24 protein-coding genes and 2 tRNA genes are annotated in these 26,165 nt (G+C 69.9%); 13 read left to right on the top strand and 13 right to left on the bottom strand.

Going from position 1 to position 26,165, the window contains the following annotated elements:
- Positions 1-325: 325 nt before the first annotated feature.
- Positions 326-592, bottom strand: coding sequence for a hypothetical protein (locus D7Y21_RS28330; RefSeq protein ID WP_121716872.1), 267 nt, complete (start codon positions 590-592; stop codon positions 326-328).
- 166 nt (positions 593-758) lie between these two features.
- Here D7Y21_RS28330 and D7Y21_RS28325 point away from each other — a divergent pair, with 166 nt between their 5' ends.
- The 3 genes from D7Y21_RS28325 to D7Y21_RS28315 all read left to right on the top strand — a co-directional run bounded on the left by D7Y21_RS28325 (position 759) and on the right by D7Y21_RS28315 (position 3,703).
- A complete protein-coding gene (locus tag D7Y21_RS28325) occupies positions 759-2,477 on the top strand; it encodes a DUF4215 domain-containing protein (protein ID WP_121716870.1) in 1,719 nt (572 codons plus the stop codon).
- A gap of 258 nt (positions 2,478-2,735) precedes the next feature.
- The gene (locus D7Y21_RS28320) at positions 2,736-3,023 is read left to right on the top strand and encodes an autorepressor SdpR family transcription factor (protein WP_121716867.1); all 288 of its coding nucleotides are present in this window, start codon (positions 2,736-2,738) and stop codon (positions 3,021-3,023) included.
- Positions 3,020-3,703, top strand: a complete 684-nt coding sequence (locus D7Y21_RS28315; RefSeq protein WP_121716865.1) for an SdpI family protein — start codon at positions 3,020-3,022, stop codon at positions 3,701-3,703. Before D7Y21_RS28320 ends, D7Y21_RS28315 begins: the two co-directional genes overlap by 4 nt.
- A gap of 100 nt (positions 3,704-3,803) precedes the next feature.
- Here D7Y21_RS28315 and D7Y21_RS28310 read toward each other — a convergent pair whose 3' ends face one another.
- The 4 genes from D7Y21_RS28310 to D7Y21_RS28295 form a co-directional block, all read right to left on the bottom strand.
- Positions 3,804-5,942 (bottom strand): kelch repeat-containing protein, encoded by a 2,139-nt coding sequence (locus D7Y21_RS28310; protein ID WP_233612309.1) that lies wholly within the window; start codon positions 5,940-5,942, stop codon positions 3,804-3,806.
- 264 nt (positions 5,943-6,206) lie between these two features.
- Positions 6,207-8,246 (bottom strand): PKD domain-containing protein, encoded by a 2,040-nt coding sequence (locus D7Y21_RS28305; protein ID WP_372239471.1) that lies wholly within the window; start codon positions 8,244-8,246, stop codon positions 6,207-6,209.
- Between the two features lie 110 nt (positions 8,247-8,356).
- A tRNA-Leu gene (locus D7Y21_RS28300) sits at positions 8,357-8,431 on the bottom strand.
- Positions 8,432-8,457: 26 nt separating this feature from the next.
- Positions 8,458-8,533, bottom strand: a tRNA-Pro gene (locus D7Y21_RS28295).
- A gap of 360 nt (positions 8,534-8,893) precedes the next feature.
- On the opposite strand from D7Y21_RS28295, the gene D7Y21_RS28290 reads away from it, so the two are divergent.
- Together D7Y21_RS28290 and D7Y21_RS28285 are read left to right on the top strand one after the other, a co-directional pair.
- On the top strand, positions 8,894-9,739 hold the full coding sequence (locus D7Y21_RS28290; RefSeq protein WP_120567266.1) for a hypothetical protein: 846 nt from the start codon (positions 8,894-8,896) through the stop codon (positions 9,737-9,739).
- A gap of 18 nt (positions 9,740-9,757) precedes the next feature.
- Positions 9,758-10,909 carry an LOG family protein gene (locus D7Y21_RS28285; RefSeq protein WP_120567267.1) on the top strand — a complete coding sequence of 384 codons (1,152 nt, stop codon included), beginning with the start codon at positions 9,758-9,760 and terminating at the stop codon, positions 10,907-10,909.
- Positions 10,910-10,919: 10 nt separating this feature from the next.
- Here D7Y21_RS28285 and D7Y21_RS28280 read toward each other — a convergent pair whose 3' ends face one another.
- Positions 10,920-11,504, bottom strand: a complete 585-nt coding sequence (locus tag D7Y21_RS28280; protein ID WP_121716874.1) for a ThiF family adenylyltransferase — start codon at positions 11,502-11,504, stop codon at positions 10,920-10,922.
- 11 nt (positions 11,505-11,515) lie between these two features.
- Positions 11,516-11,764, bottom strand: a complete 249-nt coding sequence (locus tag D7Y21_RS28275) for a hypothetical protein (protein ID WP_014394344.1) — start codon at positions 11,762-11,764, stop codon at positions 11,516-11,518.
- Between the two features lie 181 nt (positions 11,765-11,945).
- Here D7Y21_RS28275 and nfi point away from each other — a divergent pair, with 181 nt between their 5' ends.
- From nfi to D7Y21_RS28245, 6 genes are all read left to right on the top strand, one after another.
- Entirely contained in the window at positions 11,946-12,659 is a 714-nt protein-coding gene (gene nfi, locus D7Y21_RS28270; RefSeq protein ID WP_121716859.1) for a deoxyribonuclease V, read from the top strand.
- On the top strand, positions 12,656-12,871 hold the full coding sequence (locus tag D7Y21_RS28265) for a DUF2905 domain-containing protein (protein ID WP_121716856.1): 216 nt from the start codon (positions 12,656-12,658) through the stop codon (positions 12,869-12,871). Before nfi ends, D7Y21_RS28265 begins: the two co-directional genes overlap by 4 nt.
- A 383-nt stretch (positions 12,872-13,254) precedes the next feature.
- The gene (locus D7Y21_RS28260; RefSeq protein WP_121716854.1) at positions 13,255-15,603 is read left to right on the top strand and encodes a GMC family oxidoreductase N-terminal domain-containing protein; all 2,349 of its coding nucleotides are present in this window, start codon (positions 13,255-13,257) and stop codon (positions 15,601-15,603) included.
- Positions 15,604-15,705: 102 nt separating this feature from the next.
- On the top strand, positions 15,706-16,221 hold the full coding sequence (locus D7Y21_RS28255) for a DUF2267 domain-containing protein (protein ID WP_120567272.1): 516 nt from the start codon (positions 15,706-15,708) through the stop codon (positions 16,219-16,221).
- Between the two features lie 45 nt (positions 16,222-16,266).
- Positions 16,267-16,524: an acyl-CoA-binding protein gene (locus tag D7Y21_RS28250; RefSeq protein WP_014394349.1), complete on the top strand. Its 258-nt coding sequence runs from the start codon at positions 16,267-16,269 to the stop codon at positions 16,522-16,524.
- 12 nt (positions 16,525-16,536) lie between these two features.
- Complete coding sequence (locus D7Y21_RS28245; protein ID WP_121716852.1) at positions 16,537-17,706, top strand: metallophosphoesterase; 1,170 nt, start codon at positions 16,537-16,539, stop codon at positions 17,704-17,706.
- Between the two features lie 8 nt (positions 17,707-17,714).
- On the opposite strand, the gene D7Y21_RS28240 is transcribed toward D7Y21_RS28245, so the two are convergent.
- From D7Y21_RS28240 to D7Y21_RS28230, 3 genes are all read right to left on the bottom strand, one after another.
- Positions 17,715-18,143 carry a Mov34/MPN/PAD-1 family protein gene (locus D7Y21_RS28240; protein ID WP_121716850.1) on the bottom strand — a complete coding sequence of 143 codons (429 nt, stop codon included), beginning with the start codon at positions 18,141-18,143 and terminating at the stop codon, positions 17,715-17,717.
- A 64-nt stretch (positions 18,144-18,207) separates the two neighbouring features.
- Positions 18,208-19,338: a hypothetical protein gene (locus D7Y21_RS28235; RefSeq protein WP_121716847.1), complete on the bottom strand. Its 1,131-nt coding sequence runs from the start codon at positions 19,336-19,338 to the stop codon at positions 18,208-18,210.
- Between the two features lie 16 nt (positions 19,339-19,354).
- Entirely contained in the window at positions 19,355-21,121 is a 1,767-nt protein-coding gene (locus tag D7Y21_RS28230; RefSeq protein ID WP_121716845.1) for a VWA domain-containing protein, read from the bottom strand.
- 486 nt (positions 21,122-21,607) lie between these two features.
- Here D7Y21_RS28230 and D7Y21_RS28225 point away from each other — a divergent pair, with 486 nt between their 5' ends.
- Together D7Y21_RS28225 and D7Y21_RS28220 are read left to right on the top strand one after the other, a co-directional pair.
- Positions 21,608-22,279, top strand: a complete 672-nt coding sequence (locus D7Y21_RS28225; protein WP_120567277.1) for an RNA polymerase sigma factor — start codon at positions 21,608-21,610, stop codon at positions 22,277-22,279.
- A 46-nt stretch (positions 22,280-22,325) separates the two neighbouring features.
- Complete coding sequence (locus tag D7Y21_RS28220; RefSeq protein WP_121716843.1) at positions 22,326-23,516, top strand: anti-sigma factor; 1,191 nt, start codon at positions 22,326-22,328, stop codon at positions 23,514-23,516.
- Positions 23,517-23,565: 49 nt separating this feature from the next.
- On the opposite strand, the gene D7Y21_RS28215 is transcribed toward D7Y21_RS28220, so the two are convergent.
- From D7Y21_RS28215 to D7Y21_RS28205, 3 genes are read right to left on the bottom strand one after another with little or no spacing between them, the layout of a single operon-like run.
- Entirely contained in the window at positions 23,566-24,822 is a 1,257-nt protein-coding gene (locus D7Y21_RS28215) for an AraC family transcriptional regulator (protein WP_121716841.1), read from the bottom strand.
- Positions 24,823-24,833: 11 nt separating this feature from the next.
- Positions 24,834-25,376, bottom strand: coding sequence for a zf-HC2 domain-containing protein (locus D7Y21_RS28210; RefSeq protein ID WP_121716838.1), 543 nt, complete (start codon positions 25,374-25,376; stop codon positions 24,834-24,836).
- Complete coding sequence (locus D7Y21_RS28205) at positions 25,373-26,011, bottom strand: RNA polymerase sigma factor (RefSeq protein WP_120567281.1); 639 nt, start codon at positions 26,009-26,011, stop codon at positions 25,373-25,375. Before D7Y21_RS28205 ends, D7Y21_RS28210 begins: the two co-directional genes overlap by 4 nt.
- Positions 26,012-26,165: the final 154 nt, after the last annotated feature.

Below are 26,165 nucleotides of genomic sequence, written 5' to 3'. Positions count from 1 at the left end.
GGGCTGGGGCGGGCGGAGGGGCTGCGAACGGAGCGGATGGCCATGACGTGTCTCTTTTCTGGAAGGGGAGTGAGTGCTGCTCTCAGCGACGAGGACACCCATAGCAGCGGGCATGCCAACGCCCCTGCCCCGCCAGGTCATGCGTAAACCGTTGATCTTCCTTGGGCGCACGTGAGGCACCGCCCGTGCCCCGGGCTTGCGCCTGGTGACTGCCGTCAGGCGTTGATGTCTCCAGTCATCAGGAGCGGGTTGCGTCGGGCGTCGTGCTGCAGCTGATGCAGGCGCAGGTGTTCGCGTGGCTGAAGGCGAGCAACAGCCAGACGCTCTACGTGAGGGGCCACAGCCTGGGCGGGATGTTTCCCAGCTTCAGCAGGTGCTGCTCCGCGGACTCGACCGCGTCCTTCCAGGTTGGATCCGTGCTCGCTGTCTTCAGCAGCCGCAGGTTGAGTGCCACCGTCGCGGTCGGCTCGCCGTCCGTCGCGAGCGTCAACAGCCGGTGGTCTGAATTCGAAGGCGAGGTGTCGCGACCGCTGGCACACCCCACGAGGAGGAGCTCGCCCAGGCAAAGAATGACGCTCTTCAGGTCGGGCATCCCCGGAGTCTCGTGTGTGGGTGTGACTCCCGGCATGGATGCCCTTGGATTCGGAGACAAACAAAAGCTCGCAACCCTTTGACTCCTGCTCTCGGGGCTCACAGCATGCGCGCTCCGTATGACAAACAAGACCCAGACCGGCTCCCGTAAATCCCTGTGGGCGCGAATGTTTTGCGCCACCCTCCTGCTCTCACTCGCGGCCTGTGGAGGTGACTCCACCACGGATTCCGATGCGGGGGCCCGGCCCGATGCCTCGGCCGGGACCCAGGACGCCGGTTCCGATGTGGACGCCGGGGCGGATGCCGGGACGCAGCCCGAGGATGATGCAGGCACCGACGCGGGCCTCGACGCCGGGACGATGGACGCGGGCCCTGAGGACGCGGGCCTCGACGCCGGGACGGTGGACGCGGGTACCGAGGACGCGGGCACCACCGATGCCGGCACCGACCCTGTCGACGCGGGTTCCCTGCCCGTCTGTGGCGACGGAAAGAAGGAGGGCAACGAGGGATGTGACGACGGGAACACCACGAGCGGCGACGGCTGCAACGCGAGCTGCCAGGTCGAGCCGGGGTGGAACTGTGGCGCCAGCGGCATGAGGTGCCACGCCGCGCGCTGTGGCGACGGCATCATCGCGGCCCCGGAGGAATGCGAGGACGGCAACACGGTCAGCGGCGATGGCTGTAACGCCACCTGCCGGCTGGAGCAGGGCTCCGTGTGCAACGGCGTGGGCCAGCCGTGCACGGAGACGATCTGCGGCGACGCCAAGGTGGAAGGCACCGAGCAGTGCGACGACGGCAACCACGACCTGGGTGATGGCTGCTCGCCGCTGTGCCAGCGGGAGCCCCGCTGCGTGAATGGGGTTTGCGAGACCCTCTGTGGCGACGGCATCCTCGCGGCCGGAGAGTCGTGCGACGACGGCAACCATCGCGACTTCGATGGCTGCTCCGCGACCTGTCAAATCGAAGAGGGCTTCGCCTGCGTCCTTGCAGAGCCCTTGTCCACGCTGAGGCTCCCCCTCGTCTACCGCGACTTCCGGGGGAATGACCTGCCCAACGGCCACATCGACTTCCAGAACGCGAACGGGCAGGAGACAGGCATCGTCCAGGCCGCCCTGGGCCCGACCGGCAAGCCCGTCTATGCCAAGACAGGTGTGTTCTCCGCCACGACGCATGGAGTGGTGTCTTTCGACCAGTGGTTTCGCGACGTGACCGACGTCAACCTGACCGTCGTTTCCACGCTGCCCCTGTCGCGGACCTCTTCTCCCAGTAGCCTCGCCTATCTGTTCGAGGACACAGCCTTCTTCCCGCTCGACGGCAAGGGCTGGGTGGCCGCGGGGCAGGAGACGACGCGTCCGGACAGCGCGGGAGCGCCGCACAACTACAGCTTCACCAGCGAGACGCGTTTCTGGTTCGAGTACCGGGGCGTCGAGCAGCTCGTCTTCACGGGAGACGACGACGTCTGGGTCTTCATCAACGGGAAGCTCGCCATCGACATGGGAGGGGTTCACGGCAGCCTGTCCGCGACCGTGAACCTCGCAGACCGGGCGTCCGTGTTGGGCCTCCAGCAAGGCCGTGTCTATGAGGTCGCCGTGTTCCAGGCGGAACGCTTCACCACGGGCTCGGGCTACAAGCTGCAACTCTCCTCGTTCCTGCCGACCAGCCCGCCCAGGGTGTGCATCTCCGCCTGCGGCAATGGCAGGCTGGACGAGGGCGAGGAGTGCGACGATGGCACGAACCAGGGGGGCTACGGGCAATGCGCCCCGGGCTGCCTGCTCGGCATCCGCTGTGGCGACGGGGTCGTGCAATACGACCGGGGCGAAGAGTGCGACGACGGAAACACCGTCAGCCGCGACGGCTGCGCCGCCACCTGCAGGCTGGAGTTGTAGCCAGCCTCGGAGGCGTTCCGGGAAGGGCTGACCTGCTGGGGGCCGTGCCTGGCCCTCGGTCTTCGATGTCTGCCTTCTTCCAGGTCTGGGGGGGAGGCGGGGATCGCGGTTCGGGTTGCCGTTCATCCAGTACGGGTTCGCGCCCGTTTGCCCCTGGTGGCGCTGGCCTGGTTTGGGCGTGAGGTGGCCCCTGCATTCCACTTGACATGGCTCTTTTAGTCGTTATTTTGAAGTTATTCAAAATATCAAAAGGTCGTGATGCGAACGCAGGAGGTCTTCAAGGCAATTTCCGACCCGACCCGGCGCAAGGTGCTCAAGCTCCTGCAGGGCGGCTCGAAGTCAGCGGGCGAACTCGCTGAGGCGTTCGACATCACCAAGGGGTCGCTGTCGCATCACTTCAACGTGCTCAAAGCCGCGGACCTGGTGCGCTGTGAGCGCCGCGGGCAGCAGATCGTCTACTCCCTCAATACGACCGTGTTCGAGGACGTAGCGGCAGTCCTTCTTGACCTCTTCAAGGTCGAAAAAGGGAATGGAGACCAGTCATGAGAATCAGCCGAGCCAATGTGCTGAGTCTGGGATTCGTCGTCGTGGCGTTCGCGATGGCCTTCATGCTCTACGGCCAGTTGCCGGAGTCGATCCCCACGCATTGGAATGCCGAGGGGGTGGTGGATGGGTACACGCCCAAGCCCTGGGGGCCCTTCGTCCTGCCGCTGGTGATGGCTGCCGTGTATCTGGTCCTGGTGGCCGTGCCGCGGATTTCGCCCAGGGGCTACCGCGTGGAGCGATTCCAGGGCGTCTTCGAGGGCATCCAGGCGGTGCTGGTCGCGTTCCTGTTTCTGCTCAACGCCCTGGTCCTGCTCTCGGGCATCGGCGTGTCCGTGCCGATGGCGCGTGTGGTTCCCGCGGGAGCGGGCCTGGTCCTCATGGTCCTGGGCAACTACATGGGGAAGTTCACGAAGAACTTCTTCTGTGGAATCCGGACGCCCTGGACGCTCGCGAGCGACGAGGTCTGGCTGCGCACCCATCGCCTGGGAGGAAGGCTCTTCGTCCTCGCGGGAATCATCGTCCTCGCTTCAGGGCTTCTCGGCGGTGGTCCGGTCCCCGTGCTTGCGGCTGTCGCCGTCGCGGCGGCGACTCCCGTGCTCTACTCGTACTTCCTCTATCGCCGCATCGAGGGGGACAAGCACGGACCGACAGACGATGCGGGCTCGCATCGCTCTGCGTGAATGCGCTGTTCAAGCCGTCTTGTCCCGTTCTTATTGCCGCCGGCGCCGGGCGTGCTGCTCCTCGTTGCCCGGCGCGAGGCGTGTCCACGAGCCGTGGGACTCAGGGCGTGTAGAACTCCGCCGCGGTGAGGGGATTGCCGTTGAATCCCCCCACGACGAAGACCCTGCCATCGGGCAACAAGGTCGCCGTGTAGATGCGCCGGGACGAAGCCATGGGCTGGGTCGCGCTCCAGGCGTCAGAGGCCGGGTCGTACAACTCCGCCGCCGCGATGTTGACGCCGTTGAAGCCTCCCACGACAAGCACCTTGCCATTGTCGAGCTGCGTCGCCGTGTGCTGGGAGCGAGACGAAATCATGGAGCTCGCGGCGCTCCAGGTGTTCGAGGCCGGGTCGTACACCTCCGCCGATGCGAGAGGCGTGCTGCTGTTGAGCCCTCCCGTCACCAACACCTTGCCATTGTTGAGCAGCGTCGCCGTGTGCTCCCCGCGAGCAGAGGCCATGGAGCCCGCGGCGCTCCAGGTGTTCGAGACAGGGTCGTACAACTCCGACATTGCGAGATGCGTGCTGCCGTTGATTCCCCCCGTCACCAGCACCTTGCCGTTGTCGAGCAGCGTCGCCGTGTGGTTCTCGCGAGGAGAAGCCATGGAGCGCGCGGCGGTCCACGTGCCCGTGGCCGACGAATACAGCTCCGCCGTCGCGAGAGCCCCGTTGGCGTTGTATCCACCCGTGACGAGCAGCCTGCCATCAGGCAGCCGGGTCACCGTCTGCCGAGCACGCGCGGAGGTCATGGCGGCGGCAGCGCTCCAGGAGCCCGAGGCTGGATCGTACAGCTCTGTCGCCGCGAGGACGGCGCCCCCGATGGAGATGCCTCCCAGGACCAGGGCCCTGCCATTGAGCAGCGCCGCCGCGTGCTGGGTGCGATTTGAGGCCATGCTGGCGCCTGCATTCCAGGTGCCCGAGGTGAGGTCATACGCCTCCGTCGTCCGAAGGATTGTATTGCTCTGGCCGCCCGCGACCAGGACCTTGCCCCCGGGCAGCAGCGTCGTCGTGTGGCCATAGCGAGCGCCGACCATCGTCGCCGTCGAGACCCACCCCGAGTTCACACATGCGGGAAGGCCCGTCACGGTGAAGGAATGGGTGGAGACGCCGCCCAGGGCATTGGTGACCGTGGCGGTGAGCGTGGGGAGGGCCGCCGTCACGCACGCGGGCGCCGTCCACGTCACCTCGCTGGTATTGGCGCTGGAGGTGGGGCTGCCGGGAGTCCCCGCGTTCGCCGTCCAGGAGAACGCCATGGCGCTGCCCTGCGGGTCCACCGCCTTGAGGCGGAAGGTGACAATGCCATGGGCTGACGTGGAGGTGGCGGACTGAAAGGTTTCGGTGATGTCGGGCGGGAAGGTGGCCGTCTTCTTGGGGCCCACGCAGAGGGAGAAGGTGCCCGTGGTCTGACCGCCAACGGGCTGGCCGCCGCGGGAGTCCGTGACGGTGACGGTGAGCGTGCAGTTGTTGCACGCGCTGCTGGAGGGTTGCGCGGTGGCGGTGAACCGCGCGGTGGCGGAGTGGGCGTCGGTCCACGTGCCCGGGCAGGAGGCCGCCCAGTGGTAGGCCAGGGAGTCCCCGTCACTGTCAGAGGCCGTGGCGGAGGCGGTGGTGGACTCGTTCACCTCAAGGGCGGTGACGCTGGCGGAGATGTTGTCCACTTGCGGCCAGGTGTTGATGGAGGCGTTGACGATGGCGTCCCCCTTGCCGGTGGTGACGGTGACGTTGAAGGTCACCTTGCCCTGGGCACCCTTCGAGTCGGTGACCGTCAGGGTCAGAGGCACGGTGGCCGCGGACGCGGGCGCCGTCCAGGTGGTGGCGAGGCTGCCCGCCTGGGCGAAGCTGCCCGAGGGCGCGCTCCAGCTGTACGTCAGGGTGTCGCCCGGGTTGGCGTCCGAGGCGGCCGCCTGGAGGCTCACCGTGCCCCCGGGCCCGACGGTGCCGGGCGCGGCCGACAGTGAGACAATCCGGGGCGCGGCATTCTCAAAAGGCGCCGCCGGATTGACCTCCTGCAAGGTGATGGAAACCGCTGTCGTCTGCTGGGCGAGAATGGTGACGTGGGTGGCCGTTCCCGCGTAGAGCTTCGTCCCACTGTTATTGAAGGCCTCGGCGATGAAGGTGCGCAGGGTGCCCGCGGGCAGGTTGCCGAGGATTCCGCTCCACTGGCCATTCGTCTTCACGAGGCTCGCGGTGCGGGTGGGCATGTCCGCTGCGGTGACCTCCACCACCACGGAGGCGACATCGGACGAGGAGAGAGCCTGCGCAAGCAGGTGCACCTCACCCGTACCCGCCGCTTGCTCCTGGGGGCCACCACACCCCGCCGCGACAGTGAGGAGGACAACCGCGAGGCACGCCCATGACTGCGTTGTTCTTCGTGTCATGGATTGAATGACGTCATGTCTGGAGAGACAAGGCAATTTGCCCTGTCGGCCCGGGACCGGAGCGGCATCCCGGGCCGTGCGCGGCGGTCAGAAGGTGACGACGCCGTAGTCGTTCAGCAGGCCGGAGCTCGCGGCGGCCTGCACCACCGTGATGAGCCTGTCGCCCGCAGCGGAGTAGAAGACGAAGCGGCCGAAGCTGTCGTGCGAGGTGCCATTCACCTTGAAGCGCGGCAACGGAATGCTCTGGTCGAAGCCGAGGAAGTCCGGGTGGTAGAGCCGGACGTCCTTGCCCACCGTGGTGCTCCAGTAGCTCTCCAGGACCAGCGCGATGCGGCCGGCCGCGGTGGAGTGGGTCAGGTGACCGATGGACGACGCATCGGGGAGCGCGCCCGCGTACGTCATGTCCTCGTTCCTGGCGTTGGAGGCGCGGAAGGTGTTGCCGCAGGCGGTGAAGATGCGGGCTCCGTCCTCGGAGAACCACAGGTCCCCGCACATGTAATAGCTTCCGTGGTAGGGCGAGTCGTAGATCATCTGCGCGGTGCCGCCGCTGATGTCATACTTTTCGATGTCGTCTGGCGACAGGCCGTTGTTCGCGCCGTAGAGGGCCGTCCCCCCGGGATGCAGGCGCGCCCGGGTGCCGGCGCGGATGGACCAGGAACCGCTCAGCGTCTCCACGCCGGAGACCAGGTCGATGCAGTGGATGGACACCCACTGGTCCGTGCGCGGGAAGGCATACGCGAAGCCATTCCCGGCAAGGACGACGTCGAAGACATCGGCTGTGACGGGCACCGTCTTCACCAGTCGCGGCGCGGAGAGGTCGACGTAGGAGATGTTCGCGTCATGGCCCACCGCCGCGAACAGGCCGTCCGGTCCCACGCTGACAGCGGTGGGGGTCGTGGGCAGGGCGACCGAGGTCTCCGTCTGCGTGGACGGGTCGTAGAGGTAGAGGGCGTTGGGGTTGGTGGCGACCATCACCACCCGGTCGAGCGCCTTGCTGTACTCGGCGTCGATGACGCGATGGCTGAGCCTGTGGACGGAGGGCTGCTGGGCGGTGATGACCACCGTGTCCGCGGGGCTCGCGGCCCGGCCATCCTCCACCACGAGTGACAGCTCGTAGTTGCCTTCGACGTCGAGCGTGAGGGAGGGCGTCTGGGTATTGGCCTGCCGCAGGGTGGCGGTGCTGCCCATGGGCTTGCGGCTGAGCGTCCAGGCGAAGGTCAGGGGGTCGTCATTCTCGTCCTGTCCCTTGCCCGGCACGGTCGCGGACGTGCCAACGATGGCCACGCGGTCGGCACCGGCGTCCGCCACGGGCGCCCGGTTCTCGGCCGTCACCTTGAGGAGTGCCGGCGCGGAGGCGTGCTTCCCGTCGCTGACGACGAGCCTGATGACGTAGTCGCCGTCCTGGTCGGGGACGAAGGTGGGCTTCATCGCGGTGTCATCCCGCAGCGTGGCGGCGCTGCCCTCGGGCACGGACACGAAGGACCAGGTGAAGGTGAGGGGCTCACCCGTCGAGGACGTGCTCGCGCTGCCATCCAGCGTCACCGGCTTGCGGCTGAGCACGGCGCGAGACGCACCCGGGCGCGCGGTGGGGGCGGCGCTCCGCACGGAGAGCGTGAGGAAGGCCGGCTCGGACTCGAGCGCACCGTCGCTGACCACCAGCCTGAGGACGTAGCCGCCCTCCAGGTCAGGGGTAAAGGAAGGCTTCGCGGAAGACTGCTGGGAGAGCGCGGCCTTGCTGCCGGACGGGGCGGAGACGACGGTCCACGCATAGCTGAGTGCCTGGCCTTCCGGGTCGGTGCTCGCGCTGCCGTCCAGCTCCACGGCATGGTCCACCACCCCCTCCTGGGAGGAACCCGCACGGGCCACCGGGCGCAGATTTTCGGGTGGCGGGGGAGGCGTGGTGGAGCCACCACAGGCAATGGACAGCACTCCCAGGGACACCAGGAGGAAAACGGTTCGGATGTGTATGGCTTGGTTCAAAGTTCGTCCCCCTCGAAATGCTGGCGGGCCGGAATGAAGTGCCAGCTCGTGAGAGGAGACGATGAGCGCACGAATCAATGCTTTAAAAAAACGCAGGGGATGACCTGGGTGCCATCCGAACGTGCAGAAGCTGACTGTCCATTCCATGGGTCAGACTCGCCACCGCGATGAAGGTGCCGGGGCCACGATTTCATTCAATCAGGCGTGGTGCGTCGGGTGAGCCCAGCAACCCGTTGGGATTGCTGGGCCTGATGATGTGCCGAAGGCGGGATTCGAACCCGCAACCTCCGCGTTCTGAGCGCGGCGCCTCTACCAAGTTGGGCTACCCCGGCGGGTGTGTCTTTGATTGGATTTGAAGTCGGGATGACTGGATTCGAACCAGCGACCTTGCGCGCCCGAGGCGCACGCTCTCAACCAGGCTGAGCTACATCCCGATGCTTGGAGAAACCTTCGAGGGTGGACCCGGACACGACAAGGGCCGGGTCCCCTCTCGGGAACCCGGCCCTCGTCACGCCTCCCGGGTCACCGGGCGGCGGGTGCGAGCGTCAGGTCCCGGGCGCACTGCCACGGAAGGATGGGGTGGCCAGCTCCAGGTTCTCCAGAGAGGTCACCTTCGTGGCGGGGCGCTTCGGGTCCAGCGTGTTTCGGATCTGCAATGGGCATCCCTCCTTTCTGGAGAGGAATGACGGGCGATAAATCCGTTCCTGACAGGCTCCGGCTCGTGGACCGGGCGCGCACGGGTGTAGCCTGGGAAACCCCGTACCGGAGGCACGTCCGTGAGAATCGCGCAGCTCATGCAAGAGGTTGCCAAGGAGAAGGAGCTCACGCTCAGTCAGCTGGAGATCTACATGCTCCCGCCCAGCGCCATCCTGGCGACCGCGCGCAACCCGGAGGGCCCCTCCGAGGAGGCGGTGTTGGCCTTGTTGGACAGGCCCTTCAAGGACTACGTCGAATGGATGCTAGCGGAGCAGTTCTCGGGCTCCTGCGGCGCGACCTCGGGCTGGCTGGATGACGTCACCTCCCGGACCACCGATGCGAAGGCAGGCACACTGACGGAGGTCAGCTCGGGCGCGTTCTTGAGCAAGGTGCTCTCCGAGATGATCGGCAACTACGGTCGCTGGTACTGCCGATGCACGCTCAAGGTGCATTCCTTCTTCATCGAATGCATCGAGCGCAAGGCCTGCATCTATCAGAGCTACTTCGGGCACTACTCGCTCAGCGCGTCCGTGGAAGACCTCGTCGAACGGAACCGGCTGGAGTTGCTCCCCCTGCTCGAAGCCGCCGTCCATGACGACATGCAGGGCATGTTCGCGAAGCTTGGGATGAACGAGGACTGGGATGCGCTGCCCGAGGACGAGGCCCAGCGCAAGGAACGCAAGTACCGGGCCTCCTGGTCGATCGCCAGGAACAAGCCCTTTTCGGTCATCGAAAAGGACGTGTACGAGGGGCGAAAGGCCCTCTTCAAGAAACAGGCGCCGCTACACGACAAGCCCACCGTGGAGTACCGCATCAATACGAGCCCCGCGCCGGTCGACGACATTCGCAGGAACATCGCGGCCTCCGTCGCCACGACCCAGCCTGCCTGGAAGGAGATGCTCGGCAGCAAGAAGACGGTCCGCGAGCTACTCTCCGGCGTGTAGCCCCACGCGGAGACATCCATGACGGAACTCGAGACCCTGGCTGCCTTCGAGCAGCACCTTCGCGACGGCCGCGGCCTCGCCAATGTCATCCTCCAGGGGCTGGACCTGCGCGCGTGGGGCGACGCGCTGCTGAAGGCGGACCTCACTGGCACCGTCTTCCTGGGCTGTCTCCTGGAGCCCGCGACCCTGCAACAGGTCCTCGCGCGGGGCGCCATGGTGTTCCCGCCGTTCTCCGGGCTGCCCTATTGCCCGTACCGGGGCAGCCTCTACACGCCGGAGGAGCTGTACGCGGGCTTCGACCCGACCCGCCCGGACACCTACGCGGACACGCTGGATGCGCGCATCTACGCGCATTGGAACTCGCGCGGTGGGGCGCACCCTCCCTCCATCCTGGAGACCCTGGCGCAGCGGCTTCACGACCACGCCGTCAGCGACGCGCTGGAGGAGGCGCTGCTGGACCAGGGCAAGCCCCGCCGGGTGGTGGCCATCATGGGTGGCCATTCCATGCTGCGAGGCCAGGAGGCCTACCGCTCCGTGGCGGAGCTGGCCCGGTCGCTGGCGCGCCTGGGTTTCTTCCTGGTGAGCGGCGGCGGCCCGGGCGCCATGGAGGCCACGCACCTGGGCGCGTGGTTCGCCGCGCGGCCGGATGAAGACCTGGACGCGGCGCTCGCGGTGCTGGCGCGGGCTCCGTCCTACAAGGACCGGGACTGGCTCGCGCGCGCCTTCGAGGTGCGCGCGATGTGGCCCCTGCTCGACGCGGCGGCGATGGGCGACAGCCTGGGCATCCCCACCTGGCTCTACGGCCACGAGCCTCCCAACCCCTTCGCCACGCGCATCGCGAAGTACTTCGCCAACAGCGTGCGCGAGGAGGGCCTGCTCACCATCGCCCGGGGTGGCGTCGTCTATTCACCCGGCAGCGCGGGCACCGTGCAGGAGATCTTCCAGGACGCGTGCCAGAACCACTACAACACCGTGGGCGTCATCAGCCCCATGCTCTTCCTGGGCCGCGAGTTCTGGACGAAGACGCGGCCCGTGTACCCGCTGCTGGAGCACCTGGCGCAGGGGCAGGAGTACGCGAGCCACCTGCTCCTCACGGACTCGAAGGAGGACATCGTCCAGGCGCTCGTGCGCTTCGATGAAGAGCGCGCGGCCCTGGCGCGGGTGGGCTGACCGCGACGGCTCAGCCCTGACCCGCGACCGGGGTGACGGCGTTCAGGTTCACGAACGCGTCCCGCTTCACCCCGTGCTTGAGGAAGTCCTGCACCGCCCGCGCGAGCGTCGCGGCCAGCAGGCCCAAGAGGGGCAGGTGTTCGCCGCCCTCGCAGGTGGCCTGTCCTTGCGTGTCCTCGGTGTCGGGCGTGAAGCGTTCATCCCAGCGCACCAGGCCGAACATGCCGTCCGCGGACACCGCGCCGTGCACCAGCGGCGTGCCCGTCTTCCGGGCATGGTCGCTGAGCAGCTGGCGGCTGTCCTGGTTGTCGAAGGCATCCACCAGCAGGTCCGCGCCCTTGCACAGCGCCTCCACGTTGTCGCGTGTGAGGCGCACGCCGAAGGACTCCGCCTTCACGCCGTGCAGGTTGTGCAGCTGGAGCTTCAGCGCCTCCGCCTTGTTCTTTCCGACGGACGGCTTCACGTAGGCCTGCGACAGCAGGTTCTTCGACTCCACGCGGTCGAAGTCGATGAACACCAACGTCGCGTCCAGGTTGCGGCACAGCAGCGCCGCCGCGGACCCGATGGCCCCCACGCCACAGAAGACGATGCGCATGGTGGCCGCCCTCAGCACGCCCCGAAGGGCACCTTCGGACGCAGATAGATGCGCTCCTCGCCGTGCGCGCCCCGGAAGCGGTCCACGACGTAGTGCTGGAAGGCTTCGTCCCCCAGCTGGAAGCGGTGCAGGCCCGGCACTCCGCCAGAGCGCACCAGCTCCACCGCGATGCGGCGCACGTCCGCGTCGCTGATGTGCCGCTCCAATTCCACCGGCACGTCCGCCGAGTGTCCGTCATAGGTGATGTTGAGCGTCGCCATGGTCGCGTGCCTCCAGGGAAGGGAACCCTGGCCCGGGACGGTGCCCCCAGGTGCATCCTGACAACCCGGCCGCGTGAGCAGCCTCGCCCTGGCCTCCGTCGCCTCCTGGACGTGGGGGAGGGGAGCGGCCGTCACCTTCCGGCCGGAGGATGCACAGTGTTGGGCTCACGGGAGGAGACGCATGGAGTCACCGCGAGCACCGCACCCCTGGAACGTCACGCCCACGGAGGCCGTGGCGCTGCAGAAGCGCCTGCGCGAGCAGCTCATCCTCGAACCGCCTCCGGGCCTGCGCATCACCCGCCTGGCGGGCGCGGACATCTCCACGGAGAAGGGCAACGACACGGGCTATGGCGGCATGGTGGTGCTCGACGCGGAGACGCTTCAGCCGGTGGCCCACGCCGTGGCCACGGCGACGCTGACGTTCCCCTACGTCCCCGGCCTGCTGTCCTTCCGCGAGCTGCCGGTGCTGGCCGCCGTCTGGGAACGGCTCACCGTCCGCCCGGACGTGCTCGTCTTCGACGGCCAGGGCACCGCGCACCCGCGACGGGTGGGCATTGCCTGCCATGGAGGGCTGCTGTTCGACATCCCCTCCATCGGCTGCGCCAAGTCGCTGCTGGTGGGCACGCCCGGGAAGCTCGCGGAGCGGCGGGGCGCCACGTCCCCCATCACCCATAAGGGAGAAGTGGTGGGCATGGCGGTCCGCACCCGCACCGGCGTCAGCCCCGTGTACGTCTCTCCCGGCCACCGCATGGACCTGGACACCGCCGTGGAGTGGGTGTTGAAGGCCAGCCCCCGCTACCGTGAGCCGGAGACGACGCGCCACGCGCACCGGCTGGTGAACGCCTTCCGCCGCGCGGGCGGTGAATCCGCGGAGTTGGAGGGGAGTCCCGGATGAAATCCGTGGGGTTGATGCTGGTGGTGGTGGGCCTGGGGCTTGCCGTCGTGGGCCTGCTGGTGTGGGCCGGCGCCTTCTCCTGGTTCGGCCGGCTGCCCGGGGACATCCGCGTGGAGCGCGGGAACACGCGCGTCTACGCGCCGCTGGCGTCCATGTTCCTCATCTCCGTGCTGCTGAGCCTGGGCGCCTGGGTGGTGCGCCGCTTCTTCTAGGCCTCTGGGCGTGAAGCCCCTGCCCACGGATTGAGAAGGCGAGAACCCCGCGGGCCGCCCCCTGCGGAGGGAGCACTGCGGAAACCTGTCCGACAGTCGGACAGGTTCTGGCACCGCGCCGGGCGGGGCGAGCGGATTTCCTCTCAAGGATGAGCGCCCTTTGCGTCTGACCGGCGAAGGCCCGACCGGACAGGTGGGCCGCCTGCTGTCCGGCCGGACAGGGGAGGCCCCGTCACCGGGGACAGGCGGGGAGCGTGGGGCCGGACGGGGAGTGGATCCCCGCCGTTGGACCGCGCAGCATGCGGCCCCCGTCCCGGATGTCACCGGTGGGGAATAAAAGCAGCATCTGAAAAACGGCGGCGGTCAGGCCGCCCGAGGTGAGCATGCGCAGGCTGTCATCCCCGTGGAGTGAGCTGGCATCCCACTACCCCGTGGTCGTCGTGGGGTCGGGCTATGGCGGAGGCATCACCGCCAGCCGGCTGTCGCGCGCAGGGCAGCAGGTGTGCGTGCTGGAGCGTGGCCGGGAGATGCATCCGGGGGAGATGCCTCGCACGCCCGCGCAGGCGGTGGCCGAGTTCCAGCTCCACTGCGCCCCGGGCCAGGGCGACCTGGACGTGGGCAGCCCCACCGGCCTCATCGAGGTCCACCGCAACGGCGACGTGTCCGTCATCGACGGCTGCGGCCTGGGCGGCACGTCGCTCATCAACGCGGGCGTGACGATGCGGCCCGACCCTCGCGTGTTCGAGGACCCCCGCTGGCCTCAGGCCCTGCGCGCCGACGTGCACGGCCTGCTGGAGGACGGCTTCGCGCACGCGGAGCTGATGCTGCGGCCCCTGCCGTACCCGGAGGACCACCCGCCGCTGCAGAAGCTCAAGACGTTCGGCATCTCCGCGGAGAAGCTGGGCGGACGGATGACGCGGCCTCCGGTGGCGGTGACGTTCGAGGCGGGCGTCAACGCCGCGGGCGTGCGGCAGCCGGGATGCTCGCTGTGCGGTGACTGCGCCACGGGCTGCAACACCGGCGCGAAGAACACCGTGCTGATGAACTACCTGCCGGACGCGCACGCGCACGGGGCCCGCATCTTCACCGAGGTGTCGGTGCGCGCGGTGGTGCCGGACGGCTCGAAGTGGCGCGTCTACTACCGCCCCCTCAACACCGGCCGTGAGCGCTTCGACGCGCCTGACGCCTGGCTCACCGCGGACCACGTCGTCCTGGCGGCCGGCACCATGGGCACGGCGGAGATTCTGCTGCGCTCGCGCGAGCTCGGCCTGCCTGTGTCCTCGAAGCTGGGCCACCGCTTCAGCAGCAACGGAGACGTGCTGGCCTTCGGCTACAACCTGGACATGCCCGTCCACGGCGTGGGCCACGGCGAGCAGGACCACGAGACGCGCGACCCGGTGGGCCCCTGCATCGCGGGTGTCATCGACCAGCGCGACACCGCGCGCCTGGACGAGGGGATGGTCATCGAGGAGGGCGCCATCCCCGGCGCGCTCGCGTCGCTGATGCCCGCGGCGCTCGCGGGGGCCGCGGCGCTGGTGGGCGAGGACACCGACGAGGGCATCCTGGACTGGGTCCAGGAGCGGCTGCGCCAGGCGGACAGCTTCGTGCGCGGGCCGGACCACGGCGCGGTGGAGCACACGCAGACGCTGATGGTGATGTCGCACGACGAGGGCAAGGGCGAGCTGCGGCTGGAGCACGACCGCGTGCGCCTGCACTGGCCGGACGCCGGCCGCGACCCGCAGCTCACCCGCATCGAGGAGCGCCTGCGCCGGGCCACCGCCGCGCTGGGCGGCACCTTCGTGCGCTACCCGCTCTGGTCCGAGGCCTTCGGCAAGGAGCTCCTGTGCACGCACCCGCTGGGCGGCTGTGTCATGGCCGAGCGGGCGGAGGACGGCGTGGTGGACCACGAGGGGCGCGTCTTCTCCGGCGCCTCCGGCCACGCGGTGCATGAAGGGCTGTACGTGTCCGATGGCTCCGTGGTGCCGCGCTCGCTGGGCATCAACCCGCTGCTCACCATCTCCGCCGTCGCCGAGCGCGCCTGCGTCCTGATGGCCCGGCGCCACGGGTGGACCATCGACTACGCGCCGCTGCCGGAGGCCTCGGCGCCCCAGGCCCCCGGGCCCGTGGGCGTGCGCTTCACGGAGACGATGCACGGCTTCCTGTCCGGTGACGTGAAGGCCCCGCATCTGGAGGCCGGCGACCCGGAGCGCGACGACGCCACGCCCCTTCGCTTCGTGCTCACCGTGACGGCCGAGGACCTGGACGCGACGCTGCGCGACGAGCGCCACCCCTTGAAGTTGATGGGCACGGTGACGGCGCCGGTGCTGTCGTCCCGTCCGCTGGTGGTGACTCGCGGCGAGCTGCGCCTGATGACCCGCGAGCACGCGCGGCCGGGCGGACAGCGGATGGAGTACCTGCTGCACCTGCTCAGCGAGGCCGGCGAGGCGTACTACCTGGAGGGCTACAAGGACCTCTACGACGACCCGGGCCTGGACCTGTGGAAGGACACCACGACGCTGTTCGTGTCCCTGCACCGGGGCGACGGCCCGGAGGCGCCGTGCATGGGCCGGGGCTTCCTGCGGCTGACGGCGGAGGAGTTCGCGCGCCAGCTCACCACCCTGCGCGTGCTCAACGCCCGGGACGGCGTGCAGCGGGCGGAGGCCCTGGCCCGCTTCGGCGGCTTCTTCTTCGGCGCCCTCTGGGACACGTACGTCCGGCGCGTGGCCGCCTAGCAGTCAGGCAGCCGGCGGACAGTGCAACAGTCCGCGATGACGTGCCCTCCGGGGCGGGCATGGGCACCCTGTTACCCACCGGGACTGACAGGGAGGACCCCCATGGCTGAAGACCGTGATCCGCAGCGCCGCTCCGGCGCACCCCAGGATGAGGAGCATGCGGAGGAGCGGCGCGAGCTGTCCATCGAGGAGCGGCGTGCGCGGCGCAGTGCGATGCGGGCCAGTCAGACGTATGCCCGCTTCATCGACCACCTCTGCGACCGGGGCGGCATGTCCCCGAGCGTCGCCCAGCAGGCGGCCGTCTCCGTGCTCTGCGGCCTGGAGCAACGCATCCAGGCGGAGGAGTCCTCCGACCTGGAAGCACAGCTGCCGCGCAAGCTCACGGAGCTGCTGCACCGCTGTGAGCGCCACGACGCCGACTCCCGCCCGTCGAAGTTCGGCCGCGACGAGCTGCTGAAGCTGGTGGGCGAGGACCTGGCCTTGAATCCGGACGCCGTGGAGCCCGTGGTGCGCGCGGTGATGGACGCCGTCCGTCATCAAATCAGCGAAGGCGAAGCGGAGGACGTGAGCGCCCAACTGCCCGAGGACATCCGCCACCTTTGGCTGCCGACGATGTGAAGCCGGCTGTTAAGGTCTCCGGCACACGCTTGCCGGAGACCGCGCATGGCCCTCGATGATGACTTCAGCGCCGCACAGAGCCGGGTGAAGACGCTGTCCAAGGCTCCTTCGAACGACACGCTGCTGGAGCTGTACTCCCTCTACAAGCAGGGCACGGAAGGGGACGTGCAGGGCAAGCGCCCCGGCATGCTCGATATCAAGGGGCGCGCGAAGTACGACGCGTGGGCCGGCCGCAAGGGGCTGGCGAAGGACGCCGCGAAGCAGCAGTACGTGGCGCTCGTGGACAAGCTCCTGCGCGGGTAGACACGGCCCCTCATGCCCCAATGGCTCCGGATGGCGCTGTTCCTCGTGCCGGTCACCACGCTGCTCGTGCTGGCGCACGTCTACCTGTACCGCCGCCTGGTGCGCGACGTGACGGCGAGCAAGGCCCCGCGCCGCGCGGGGATGGTGCTCTTCGCCGGGGGGCTGGTGGGCTCGCTGGGCGCCCGGATGGTGGGGGCGATGTTCTCCTCCGAAGTGGCGTGGTGGACGGGCATCGCCCTGCTGATGTGGATGGGGCTGGTGCTCTACCTGCTCATGTTCACCCTGGGGCTGGACGTGGTTCGGGGCGTGCTCGCCAAGGCGCGCAAGCTTCCGGAGCCGCCGTCGCCCGAGCGCCGGGCCTTCCTCGCCCGGGGGCTCGCGACAGGGGCCACCGTGGCGGGCGCGACGGTGAGCACCTTTGGCACCTGGCGCGCGTTCCACCCTCCGGACGTGCGCGACATCCCGGTGCGGCTGCCCGGACTGCCCAAGGCATTGGAGGGCTTCACGCTGGTGCAGCTCACCGACATCCACATTGGCGGGGTGTTGCAGCGCCGCTTCGTGGACGAGCTGGTGGCGCGCACCAACGCGCTCAAGCCGGACCTCATCGCGGTGACGGGCGACCTGGTGGATGGCACGGTGCCGGAGCTGGGGCGCTACGTGGGCGGCTTCGGCGCGCTCAAGGCCCGGCACGGCGCGTACTTCGTCACCGGCAACCACGACTACTACTCCGGCGTGGAGGCGTGGACGGAGTTCGTCCGGGGGCTGGGCATCACCGTGCTGCGCAACCGCGCCGTTTCCATTGGGGACACGGGCGCGTCCTTCGACCTCATCGGCGTGGACGACTGGAGCGCGAGCCGGTTCGGTGAGGCCGGGTATGACCTGGACGCGGCGCTGAAGGGCCTCAGGCCGGACCGCGCGTCGGTGCTGCTGGCGCACCAGCCCTCCAACTTCGAGGTGGTGGCCCAGCGCGGCGTGGGGCTCCAGATTTCAGGGCACACTCACGGCGGACAGATGTTCCCGGGCAACGTGCTGGGCCAGCTCATCTGGGGTGAGCAGAACGCGGGCCTGAGCCAGCAGGGCGGCTCTCAGCTCTACGTCAGCCGCGGGTGCGGCTTCGTGGGCCCGCCCATGCGCGTCGCCGCGCCGCCGGAGATTGCCCGCATCATCCTGCTGCCGGGCTGAACAAAGGCTCACGGTTTGCGGTGGGCTCGCTCCAGGAGCAGGCCGTCCTCCTGGAGGATGGTGGGACCGGGACGGGGCCTCCCGTACAAGAGCCCCGAGGCGATGCGCAGCGGCGCGGCCCAGGCGGGCTCATCGCTCACCAGCACGTCCTCGCCGCCGATGCGGACCACCATGCCGTCGGGGGCCACCACGGAGAAGCGCACCGGCCGGCCCAGCGCCGTCTGGAGCGCGGCCATGGTCGTTTCGTCCTCCTGGGAGAAGGCCAGCGGGCCCTCCGGGTGGCTGTGGGTGATCTCCACCAGCGTGTCCCTCAGACTCCAGATGGCTTCCCACCGGGGGCGGGAGTCCGGCAGCGCCATGGGGTCGTCGAAGGAGTCGCCCCACAACACCTGGTCCTCCGGTCCGATGAGCAGACACACCTCGCGCGTCGTCGACATGAAGTCCTTCCTCCCGAATGGCCCGTACCGACGTGGGGGACGGGCCCGGTCGGACACGCGGGTTTCAGACGTGCCGGGTGATGACCAACGCGTCCGTGTCGATGGCTTCCTTGAGCACTGACGGCAGGCTCTCCAGCGTGACCCGGTTGTCCGCGCCCGCCAGGCACACGCCCGCGTCGCGCACGCGCAGCGTCGCGGCCTCCACCACCGTGACGAAGCGCTCGCCCATGAACGTGTAGACGACCTCGAGGAGGCCGTCCCCCAGCCGGCGGTGGTCCAGCAGCCGCGCGCCGGCCTTGTCCAAAGCTCGCTCCACCCACGCGCCGGCCTCCGGCTCCGCGCGCCAGCGCTCCTGGCGCGTGAGGCTCCGTCCGTCCCTCGCGCCTGGAGTCCGGCCTGAGGCGCGCGCGGAGGCGTCCGGGCGTGTTTCCCACGTCTCACGCTCACGGGCCGACAGCGTCCGCGCGACCTCGCGTCCGTCCGCGTCCCGCCAGGCCTCTCGTGTCCCGTATTCAGGGTCAGCCCACGCACGAGCCTCCGCTCCGGACTCCTGAAGCATCCGCTCGCGCCGGGCCTCCAGCTCCGCCTGCATCCGGATGAAGCGCGCGCGCTCCTCCGCCAGCCGGCGCAGGCAGCGCTCCGCCTCCGCGCGTCCCTCGCGCGCCACGTCGAGCACCCGCGCACGGGCCTCTACGGGCGCGAACGGGATGCCCGTGCCTCGCGACACCGCCTCCAGCACCGCGAAGCCGAACGCCGCGCGCAGCGACGCACTCACGCCTCGCGCGTCCCCCAGCGCACGGTCTTCCTCCAGCGCCCGACGGGCCGTCTCTTCCGCCTCGCCCTCGAACTCCACGCCCTCGAAGAGCAGCGTGCCGTCATGCCAGCGGCGCGCCGTCACCGGCGACAGGCGCGGCGGCTCCTCCTCCGGCATCAACGCCAGCGGCTCCGCCACCGCGCCCTCGCGCACCAGCCGCGTCCCCCAGACATGGCCCCGCACGCGCGGCAGCGCCTCCATCCCTTCAGGAGACACCTGCTCGCGCGCGGTGGCCTCGCGGCCCTTCACCTCGAAACGCCACCAGCCCGGGGCGACGGGCTGGGTGACGCGCAGGCGGCGTGAAGGCGCGTGCACGGTCCCGCCGCCGAAATACGGCAGCACCGCCGACTCCACCTTCCCGAGCAGCTTCCGGTAGTCCACGCCCCTGCCTCCTTCTTCACGCCACCTTCAACAGCGGCGTGCTCATCACCCGGTCCACCCAGCCGGACTGGCTGGCCCCCGCCGTACGCGGGGCGTCCATCAGCGCCTGGAGCACGCGCGGCACCTGGTAGGGGTCCGCGAACTGCCCCACGCTCACCTCACTGAAGGGCACGCCCAGCTGCTTCGCCCCCGAGCGCACCGTGTTGCCGCGCGCCCCCATCCCCGACACGCTCACCAGCAGCGCCACGGCCGCCACGCTGTAGCCACACGCGTGGAAGGCGCGGGCGAACTGGTCGCCTGCCTCGCCCGCCTCGTCACCCACCACCATCACCACCAGCTTCGCCTCCGCCGGGATGCGCACCCCGGAGCGGTGCAGCGCGTGGACACCGGCCGCGTGCACCGTGCCGCCGGACGCCTTCAGCCCGGACAGCATGTGTTGCACCGCCGTGCGGTTCGCCGCCTTGGGCTGCAGCACCGTGCCCATGGTGTCGAACGCCGCCACGTGCAGCTTGTCCATCGGGAAGCCCGCGAGGATGCGCGACAGCGCCTCCTTGGACTGCTCGATGGCACCCTCCATGGACCCCGACTTGTCGATGAGGAACATCACCCGCACGTCCGTCTCCGCCGTCGCCTCCGCCACCGCCTTCTTCACCGCGTTGTCGCTCGCCTCCTCCAGCTTGCGACGCACGTGCTCACTCCGGACGTTCTTCGCGATGTTCAGCGAACGCTGATCCGTGGCGTTCGCCACCGCCCGCTCCCAGCGCGCCTTCACGGACGGCTCCTGCAACAGGCCCAGGTCCTCCAGCGTGGGCGTCATCAGCCGCAGGTCGCGGTCCGACAACGACGGCAGCAGCGTGGCCAGGATGGCGGGCGTGAGGCCCACGTCCTTCGGCAGCCGGCCCACGACCTCCTTGTAGGAGAGCCGCTCCAGTTCAATCCACTCGCAGATCTCCGCCTCGGAGAGGCCGTCGAAGCGCTCGCGCTTCACCAGCGTGAGCCCCTGGAGCCCCACCTGCCGGTGGCCGCCGTCCGCCTGCTTCTGCTTCCAGCCGAGCACCTCGAAGAAGCCCTGCGACTGGGGCTTGTAGCCGGCCTTGCGCGCAAGCCGCTTCAGCGTCTCCTTGTAGCCCGCCTTCACCAGGCCCTGGAGCATGGGCAGGTTCGCCTCACGCGCGGCCAGCCACTTCTGGGCCACGCGCTTCCAGCGGCCCAGGGGCGGCTTGCGCGACGCCGGGTCCCCGAAGCCCGCGGCGCGGTTGAGGCGCGCGATCTCCGGCGTCTCCAACAGCTCCGCCACGCGCAGCACGGCCTTGGGCGTGAGCATCCGCGTGGAGCGGCGCACGTAGTGCAGCACCATGGCCTCGCCGATGGCGCGGTAGTCGTCGTCGTGGAAGGCGATGGTGCCCTGGCCGTCGCGCACGGGCTGGCCCGCGTGCTCCTGCACCAGCATCAGCGCGCACGTAGCCACCTTCAGGTCGCGCCAGTCCGTCTGCGTCAGCGCGTACGACGCGAAGTGCGCCATCAGCGTCGGGTTGAGGCGGTAGAGCTCCAGGAGCTGGCCGTACAGCTTCACCGCGGCGGGCACGAACAGGCCCGGCGCCACCTTGCGGCCGCGCGTCACGCTCTTCGCCTCCTCGCTGGCGACGGCCACCCAGGTGCCGTTCACGTCCAGGCCGGGGCGGTGGTGCCACAGGTGGGCGGAGCCACCGAGTACGACGTCGAGCAGGCGCTCGGCGGGTCCTCGCTGCGTCTCCGGAAGGGTCGTCTGGGTTCGAGCGGTCATGGCGGTCGTCCCCCTTTCGGGACATAGGCATGCCCGGAAGGGCCGCCTGGAAATGGGAGGGAAAAAGTGAGCGCCCGAGTGAGGAAGCCGGAAGGCTGAATTAACAGTTCAGTGCCGGACCGCCGGCGGCCCCCCCGCCTTGCGAGCGGAGGGGTGGAGTCGAACCAGGGCGTGTAGGGCCTCTTCGGCCGGGCGCTCGAAAGCGATGCGCCCCTGGACGCCCCCCGGCCGGAATCCTGACGACGCCATTTCCGGGCCTTTTTCCGGGACCTTACGGGCCGTGTCGGGCCTCTATGGAAGCGACCCACCGCGTCATCCGCGGGCCCGTGAAAAAGCGTGTCAGGAAACGCAGGGGGCCGGAGTCAGGGGTTCTGGTAACCAGTCGGAGGCTGTTCGCGGATGCAACGTGTTAATTTGCCGCGCCACATCCCCGTAACCCAACCTCTCGGGACGAGGACCTCCCGGGACAGCCTCCAGGGTCTTCCGGTGTACGAGCAGCTCACGGATGAGGAATTGTTCGCGGAGGTGACCCGGCGGCGCGCCACAGGCGAGGCCGTCGGGACTCCGTTGGGGGCCTTGTGCGCGCGGTGGGCGCGCCCGGCCCGTTACGTCATCGGCAGGATTCAGGGCAGCTACGGACGCGGTTCGCCGGCGGACGCCGACGAGCTCTTCCAGGACGCGGTGGGGAAGTTCCTCGACCGGGGCCTGGATCAGTTCCGGGGTGTGTCCGAGCAGATGCCGGGCAGGAGCGCGTCTCCCAAGACGTTCTTCCTGCGCATCGTCAAGCACGTCGCCATCGACTTCTACCGGCGGCACCGGGAGGAGCTGGCGCCCGCGCCGGCGTCGCCCGACGACGTCATGGAAGAGACCCCGTCCGAGGTGGCCCGGGCGGTGGAGGGCGCACGGCGTCGCGAGGAGCGCGCCGAGGCGCAGGAACTGTATTGGGCCGCCTACGCCAGGCTCCAGCAGGAGCATCCAAAGGAGGCTTCCGCATGGGAGCTGTATCACCACGAGGACGTGGAGGATCACGAGGAATGCGCACGTCGTTTGAACATCAGCGTGGTGAACTCGTACAAGCGCGTCAGCCGCGCCCAGGCATACCTGCGTTTGTACCTGCTGGAGTTGCAGCGGGACGGACTGCCGGAGGAGCCGTCGTGACGTCTCGCGGAGGCCTGAAGTCCTCCGCCTCGCCCGGGATGTCGCGATGAAGGGCGACGCGCTGTCCCGCTACCAGGCCCGGTACGCGCGCCTGGGCGCGGGCCCCCTCGCGGTGGGTGAGCTGTTGGAGATGGTAGGGGATGTGCTGCGCCGCTCGGACCGGCTCGGCACCGACGGGGTGGAAGAAACCTTGAAGGGCCTGGGCCGCCCCGAAGTGGAAGCCTGGCTTGCGCAGCAGAAACCGCAGGCGCTCCAGCCGTTGCTCCTGCGTGCCGCCGAGGAGTCGATGGAGGTGGCGCTGGGCGAGGAGGGTGAGGAAGCGGAGCTGTGGCGCGCGTCCGCGCTGGAAGGACTGGCCGCCCGGGACCGGGCCGCCTCCGCCGCCCGCGCGCTCGTCACCTGGGAGATGTTGAAGGGCCCGCTGGACGGGGACGCGGCCGCCGCTCGCGAGCGCTTCCTCGGGGCGCTGGGCCACCTGGACTCCTCGCTGCGCTCCCGGGCGCGCTGGTTCATCCCGCTCAATACCGAGCGCCGCGCCGAGCGCGACCTGCTGGACCCCGTGGAGCGCCCCGGCGCCTGGTGGTTCTCCGCGAGGGCCGGCTGTGATGACCTGGTGGCGTCCTGGACGGGCCGCCCGATGAAGGACCCGGAGCACCTGAAGGACTGTGCCAGTTGTCGCGCGGACCGCGCGGACACGGCGGTGGTGGACACGCCCCCGCGTCGCCACCTCACGGATGACGAGCTGTGGCGGCTGGACTCAGGGGAGATGAGCCGCGAGGAGCGCGAGCGCGTGGAGGCCCACACGGCCGGCTGCGGCGAGTGCGCCCAGGCCGTGCTGGCGCTGGAAGAGGGCGACGCCGCCATCGACGAGGCGCTGGAGATGGATGAGGAAGGCGCGCAGGTCCCGCGCGTGGCGCGTGACTCCCGCGCGGACGTGGCCCGGCGCCCCAGCGCGGCCCGCCTGCCGGAGCACCGCGAGGTTCTGGAGGAGCGGCGCGACTTCCGCGTGGTGCTGGTGCGCGAGCGTCAGCGGGTGCGGCTGTTGGTGCAGCCCCTGGGCACGCGCGCCGTGACGGCCGCCGTGTTCCTGTCGCCCGGACGTCCGTCGCTCAAGCCGACGCAGGGGCCGGAAGGATTGTCCTTCGACCTGTCCACGGCGGCGGCCACCGGCGCGCACGCGGCCCACCTGACGGTGCAGGCCGGGCAGGAGACGTTGGAGCGCGACTTCGCGTTCTGAGTGAAGCGCGGAGCGGCGGAAGGTGGGAACCTTCCGCCTTCGCTCTGCCTCACTGGAGCTGGGAGGCGGGCAGGTTCCGGCCGGACGAGTCGTACGGCTGGGCCGAGCGCACTGGCCGGCTGGGCATTGGGAGGGGGCCCCGCGAGGCGCCGGCCCGCACGCCGCCGGACAGGAACGCCGCCACGAGCTGCGTGAGCGGCGGCCGGGTGGCGAGCGCCACGCCGCACACCTCCAGCCACTGCCGTTCGAAGCGCCCCGTGGTCTGCCGGTACGCGTTGCATCCCTGCTGCGTGGAGGCGCTCAGGTCCCGTTCGAAGCGCTGCTCATCGGTGCCCCAGCGGATGCGGAGCGAGTCCGACGCGAGCCGGATGAACAGCGGCTCTCCACCCCAGGTGCCCTCGATGAGGGTGGCGGAGCCGCCGGCGCGCACCTTCACCGAAAGGTCCCGCCGCTCGTAGGTGCCGTTCACCTCGATGCCGTGCTCGAAGAGCTCGTCGCCGAACTCGCCCTTCCACGAGGGGCCCTTGCCGAGCACGAGCGGCGTCGCCGTCCGCACGCGCTGCGTGTCGAACCAGGCGGTGCCGACCCTGCCCAGGGGCGTGTTCGCCTTGGGCAGGGGGCCGTCCTCCAGGCCCTGGGGACCGGAGGGCAGGGGATGGGGAGCGGCGAGCAGGTCCGTGGTCTTCACCGACGCGTCCACCGTTTCGAAGCGCACGCCACCGAGCCACGCCTGACCGGCGCCGCTCATGATGAGGCCCGCCATGATGGTGGTGGCCTCCTTCGGCACGTCCAGCACCACCTCGTGGCGCTTGCAGCCGTGGGTGCCCACCAGCGCGCGCGACTGCATGTTGTCGAAGGCGAGCGGCTGCTTGGGGTCTGGGCCCTCCACGCGCATCCACAGCCCCGCCCAGCCCTTCACGTCCTGGTGGCGCACGGCCGCGGAGAAGCGCAGGCGCTTGCCCCGGAAGTCCTGCGCGCTGAAGGCCTGCATGAAGGTGCCGAAGCTGTCCGTGGCCTGCGTGCGCGAGCGCAGGAAGGCGCTGCGCGTGCCCTCGCACGGGGCGGATTCATCCACGCCCGCCTCGTAGTGCTGGGGCGCGCTCTCCGTCACGTACCAGCCCTGCGGCAACTTCGTTCGCGTGGCGTCCGGCGCGGCGGGCATGCCGCCCGACATGGCGGGAGGCGCCGTGACGGAGGCCTGCGCCGGAGCGGACTTCGGTGCCGTGTCGGCGGGCGGGGTCTGGGCCGCCGCGAGGGGCGCCCAGAGCGCGAGCAGCAGGCCGGGGATGCGGGTTCGAAACGCCATCACGAAAGTCCTCACAGGGCGGCCGGCCGCGAGCTCAGCGCCATCGCGTTCAGCCCGCTGGACGCGTCGTAGCGGGGGACCTCGCCCTGCCCACCGGGGTGATACACGAGCAGCCCGCGCGCGCTCGCGGACCTGAGGCAGTGCTCCTGCGTGGACAGGTCCGGGCACGCGACCACGATGCCCCGGGGCGCCTCGTCCTCAATCCGCGTGTCCTGCGCCGCGACGACCGGCGCCTCCACGGGCGTCACGGACGGGGAGACCGCTTCCCCGCCGGGCCGCAGCATCAGGACCACGGAGGCCGCCACCGCGACCAGCGCCGCGGCGACTGCGGCAGGGCGGTGCCAGCGCGCGGGGCGCACCACGACGGGGGCGCTCGGCGTGGCGGCGACTTCGTACAGCTGCTCCTCCAGCAGGGCCTCCTCCTGGAGCAGCCGCGCGCACGGCTCGCACGTGAGCGTGTGGGCCTCCAGCTCCGCCTCGGCTTCGGGCGGCAGCGCGCCCAGCAGGTACTGCTCCGTGCGGTCGCGGGTGAGGTGGGGCGTGGGCCTGATCATGGTTGTTCCTCTTCGAGCGCGGTGCGCAGCTTCTTGCGGACCTCGCACAAAATCTGTCGCACGCGCTGGACGGACAACCCGACGCGGGAGGCGACCTCGGCATGGGGAAGCCCCTGGCCGTCACAGGCCAGGAGGAAGACGTTGCGCGCGCCCGGTGACACCTGCTCCAGCGCGTCCCGGGCCCGGGCGAGCTGCTCCTCCGACACCAGGCGCTTCTCCGCGGACTGCGCGGGGTCCACCGGCTGCTGCCGCTCCGGCAGGTCCTCCACCGTGCCGTCCACCGACTCGCGCCGCGCGCGCCGGGCGTCATCCGCCGCGAGGAACGCCGCCTGCGCGAGCGCGAGCGCCGGCAGCCGCAGCTCCGTGAGCAGGCCCCGCTGCTGCTGCTGGATGAGGCGCGCCCACGTCTCCTGCGCCAGCTCCTGGGCCCGGTCCACCCGGATGCCCCGCGCGAGCAGCGACACCACCACCCGGCGCTGGTGCCGCACGATGAGCGCGTCCCACGCGGCCCGCTCTCCCGCCAACGCGCGCCGGGACAGGGACTCCTCGTCCGGCGCCGCCGGCCGCGCGGCCCTGCCTGTGTCCTGCCGCGACTGGAGGGTCGTCATCCCCAAGCCCTGTACGGCTGCATCCATGCCGTCTTCCCGTTGCGAGCCGCGCTCGTCCCCCGGAGGCCGTTCCTGGCCCGGGGTTCCATGGAAACGCAGCTCCATGCCGGACATATCGACGGGAATGGGCAAGGGGGGCGGGGTGGGGGAATGTCAGTTGGTGGCGGGGCTCTCGCCAGAG

This window comes from Corallococcus sp. AB045 (assembly GCF_003668895.1).
Lineage (GTDB): Bacteria > Myxococcota > Myxococcia > Myxococcales > Myxococcaceae > Corallococcus > Corallococcus coralloides.
The sequence above is the reverse complement of the archived record's forward strand: the minus strand, read 5'-3'. Positions and strand labels throughout refer to the sequence as shown.

What these genes read in the sequence shown, in the direction of transcription:
- D7Y21_RS28330 (WP_121716872.1), bottom strand. Translation starts at nt 592, where the DNA reads ATGCCCGACCTGAAGAGCGTCATTCTTTGCCTGGGCGAGCTCCTCCTC.
- D7Y21_RS28325 (WP_121716870.1), top strand. Translation starts at nt 759, where the DNA reads ATGTTTTGCGCCACCCTCCTGCTCTCACTCGCGGCCTGTGGAGGTGAC.
- D7Y21_RS28320 (WP_121716867.1), top strand. Translation starts at nt 2,736, where the DNA reads ATGCGAACGCAGGAGGTCTTCAAGGCAATTTCCGACCCGACCCGGCGC.
- D7Y21_RS28315 (WP_121716865.1), top strand. Translation starts at nt 3,020, where the DNA reads ATGAGAATCAGCCGAGCCAATGTGCTGAGTCTGGGATTCGTCGTCGTG.
- D7Y21_RS28310 (WP_233612309.1), bottom strand. Translation starts at nt 5,942, where the DNA reads ATGCCCACCCGCACCGCGAGCCTCGTGAAGACGAATGGCCAGTGGAGC.
- D7Y21_RS28305 (WP_372239471.1), bottom strand. Translation starts at nt 8,246, where the DNA reads ATGGAATGGACAGTCAGCTTCTGCACGTTCGGATGGCACCCAGGTCAT.
- D7Y21_RS28290 (WP_120567266.1), top strand. Translation starts at nt 8,894, where the DNA reads ATGCAAGAGGTTGCCAAGGAGAAGGAGCTCACGCTCAGTCAGCTGGAG.
- D7Y21_RS28285 (WP_120567267.1), top strand. Translation starts at nt 9,758, where the DNA reads ATGACGGAACTCGAGACCCTGGCTGCCTTCGAGCAGCACCTTCGCGAC.
- D7Y21_RS28280 (WP_121716874.1), bottom strand. Translation starts at nt 11,504, where the DNA reads ATGCGCATCGTCTTCTGTGGCGTGGGGGCCATCGGGTCCGCGGCGGCG.
- D7Y21_RS28275 (WP_014394344.1), bottom strand. Translation starts at nt 11,764, where the DNA reads ATGGCGACGCTCAACATCACCTATGACGGACACTCGGCGGACGTGCCG.
- nfi (WP_121716859.1), top strand. Translation starts at nt 11,946, where the DNA reads ATGGAGTCACCGCGAGCACCGCACCCCTGGAACGTCACGCCCACGGAG.
- D7Y21_RS28265 (WP_121716856.1), top strand. Translation starts at nt 12,656, where the DNA reads ATGAAATCCGTGGGGTTGATGCTGGTGGTGGTGGGCCTGGGGCTTGCC.
- D7Y21_RS28260 (WP_121716854.1), top strand. Translation starts at nt 13,255, where the DNA reads ATGCGCAGGCTGTCATCCCCGTGGAGTGAGCTGGCATCCCACTACCCC.
- D7Y21_RS28255 (WP_120567272.1), top strand. Translation starts at nt 15,706, where the DNA reads ATGGCTGAAGACCGTGATCCGCAGCGCCGCTCCGGCGCACCCCAGGAT.
- D7Y21_RS28250 (WP_014394349.1), top strand. Translation starts at nt 16,267, where the DNA reads ATGGCCCTCGATGATGACTTCAGCGCCGCACAGAGCCGGGTGAAGACG.
- D7Y21_RS28245 (WP_121716852.1), top strand. Translation starts at nt 16,537, where the DNA reads ATGCCCCAATGGCTCCGGATGGCGCTGTTCCTCGTGCCGGTCACCACG.
- D7Y21_RS28240 (WP_121716850.1), bottom strand. Translation starts at nt 18,143, where the DNA reads ATGTCGACGACGCGCGAGGTGTGTCTGCTCATCGGACCGGAGGACCAG.
- D7Y21_RS28230 (WP_121716845.1), bottom strand. Translation starts at nt 21,121, where the DNA reads ATGACCGCTCGAACCCAGACGACCCTTCCGGAGACGCAGCGAGGACCC.
- D7Y21_RS28220 (WP_121716843.1), top strand. Translation starts at nt 22,326, where the DNA reads ATGAAGGGCGACGCGCTGTCCCGCTACCAGGCCCGGTACGCGCGCCTG.
- D7Y21_RS28215 (WP_121716841.1), bottom strand. Translation starts at nt 24,822, where the DNA reads ATGGCGTTTCGAACCCGCATCCCCGGCCTGCTGCTCGCGCTCTGGGCG.
- D7Y21_RS28210 (WP_121716838.1), bottom strand. Translation starts at nt 25,376, where the DNA reads ATGATCAGGCCCACGCCCCACCTCACCCGCGACCGCACGGAGCAGTAC.
- D7Y21_RS28205 (WP_120567281.1), bottom strand. Translation starts at nt 26,011, where the DNA reads ATGGATGCAGCCGTACAGGGCTTGGGGATGACGACCCTCCAGTCGCGG.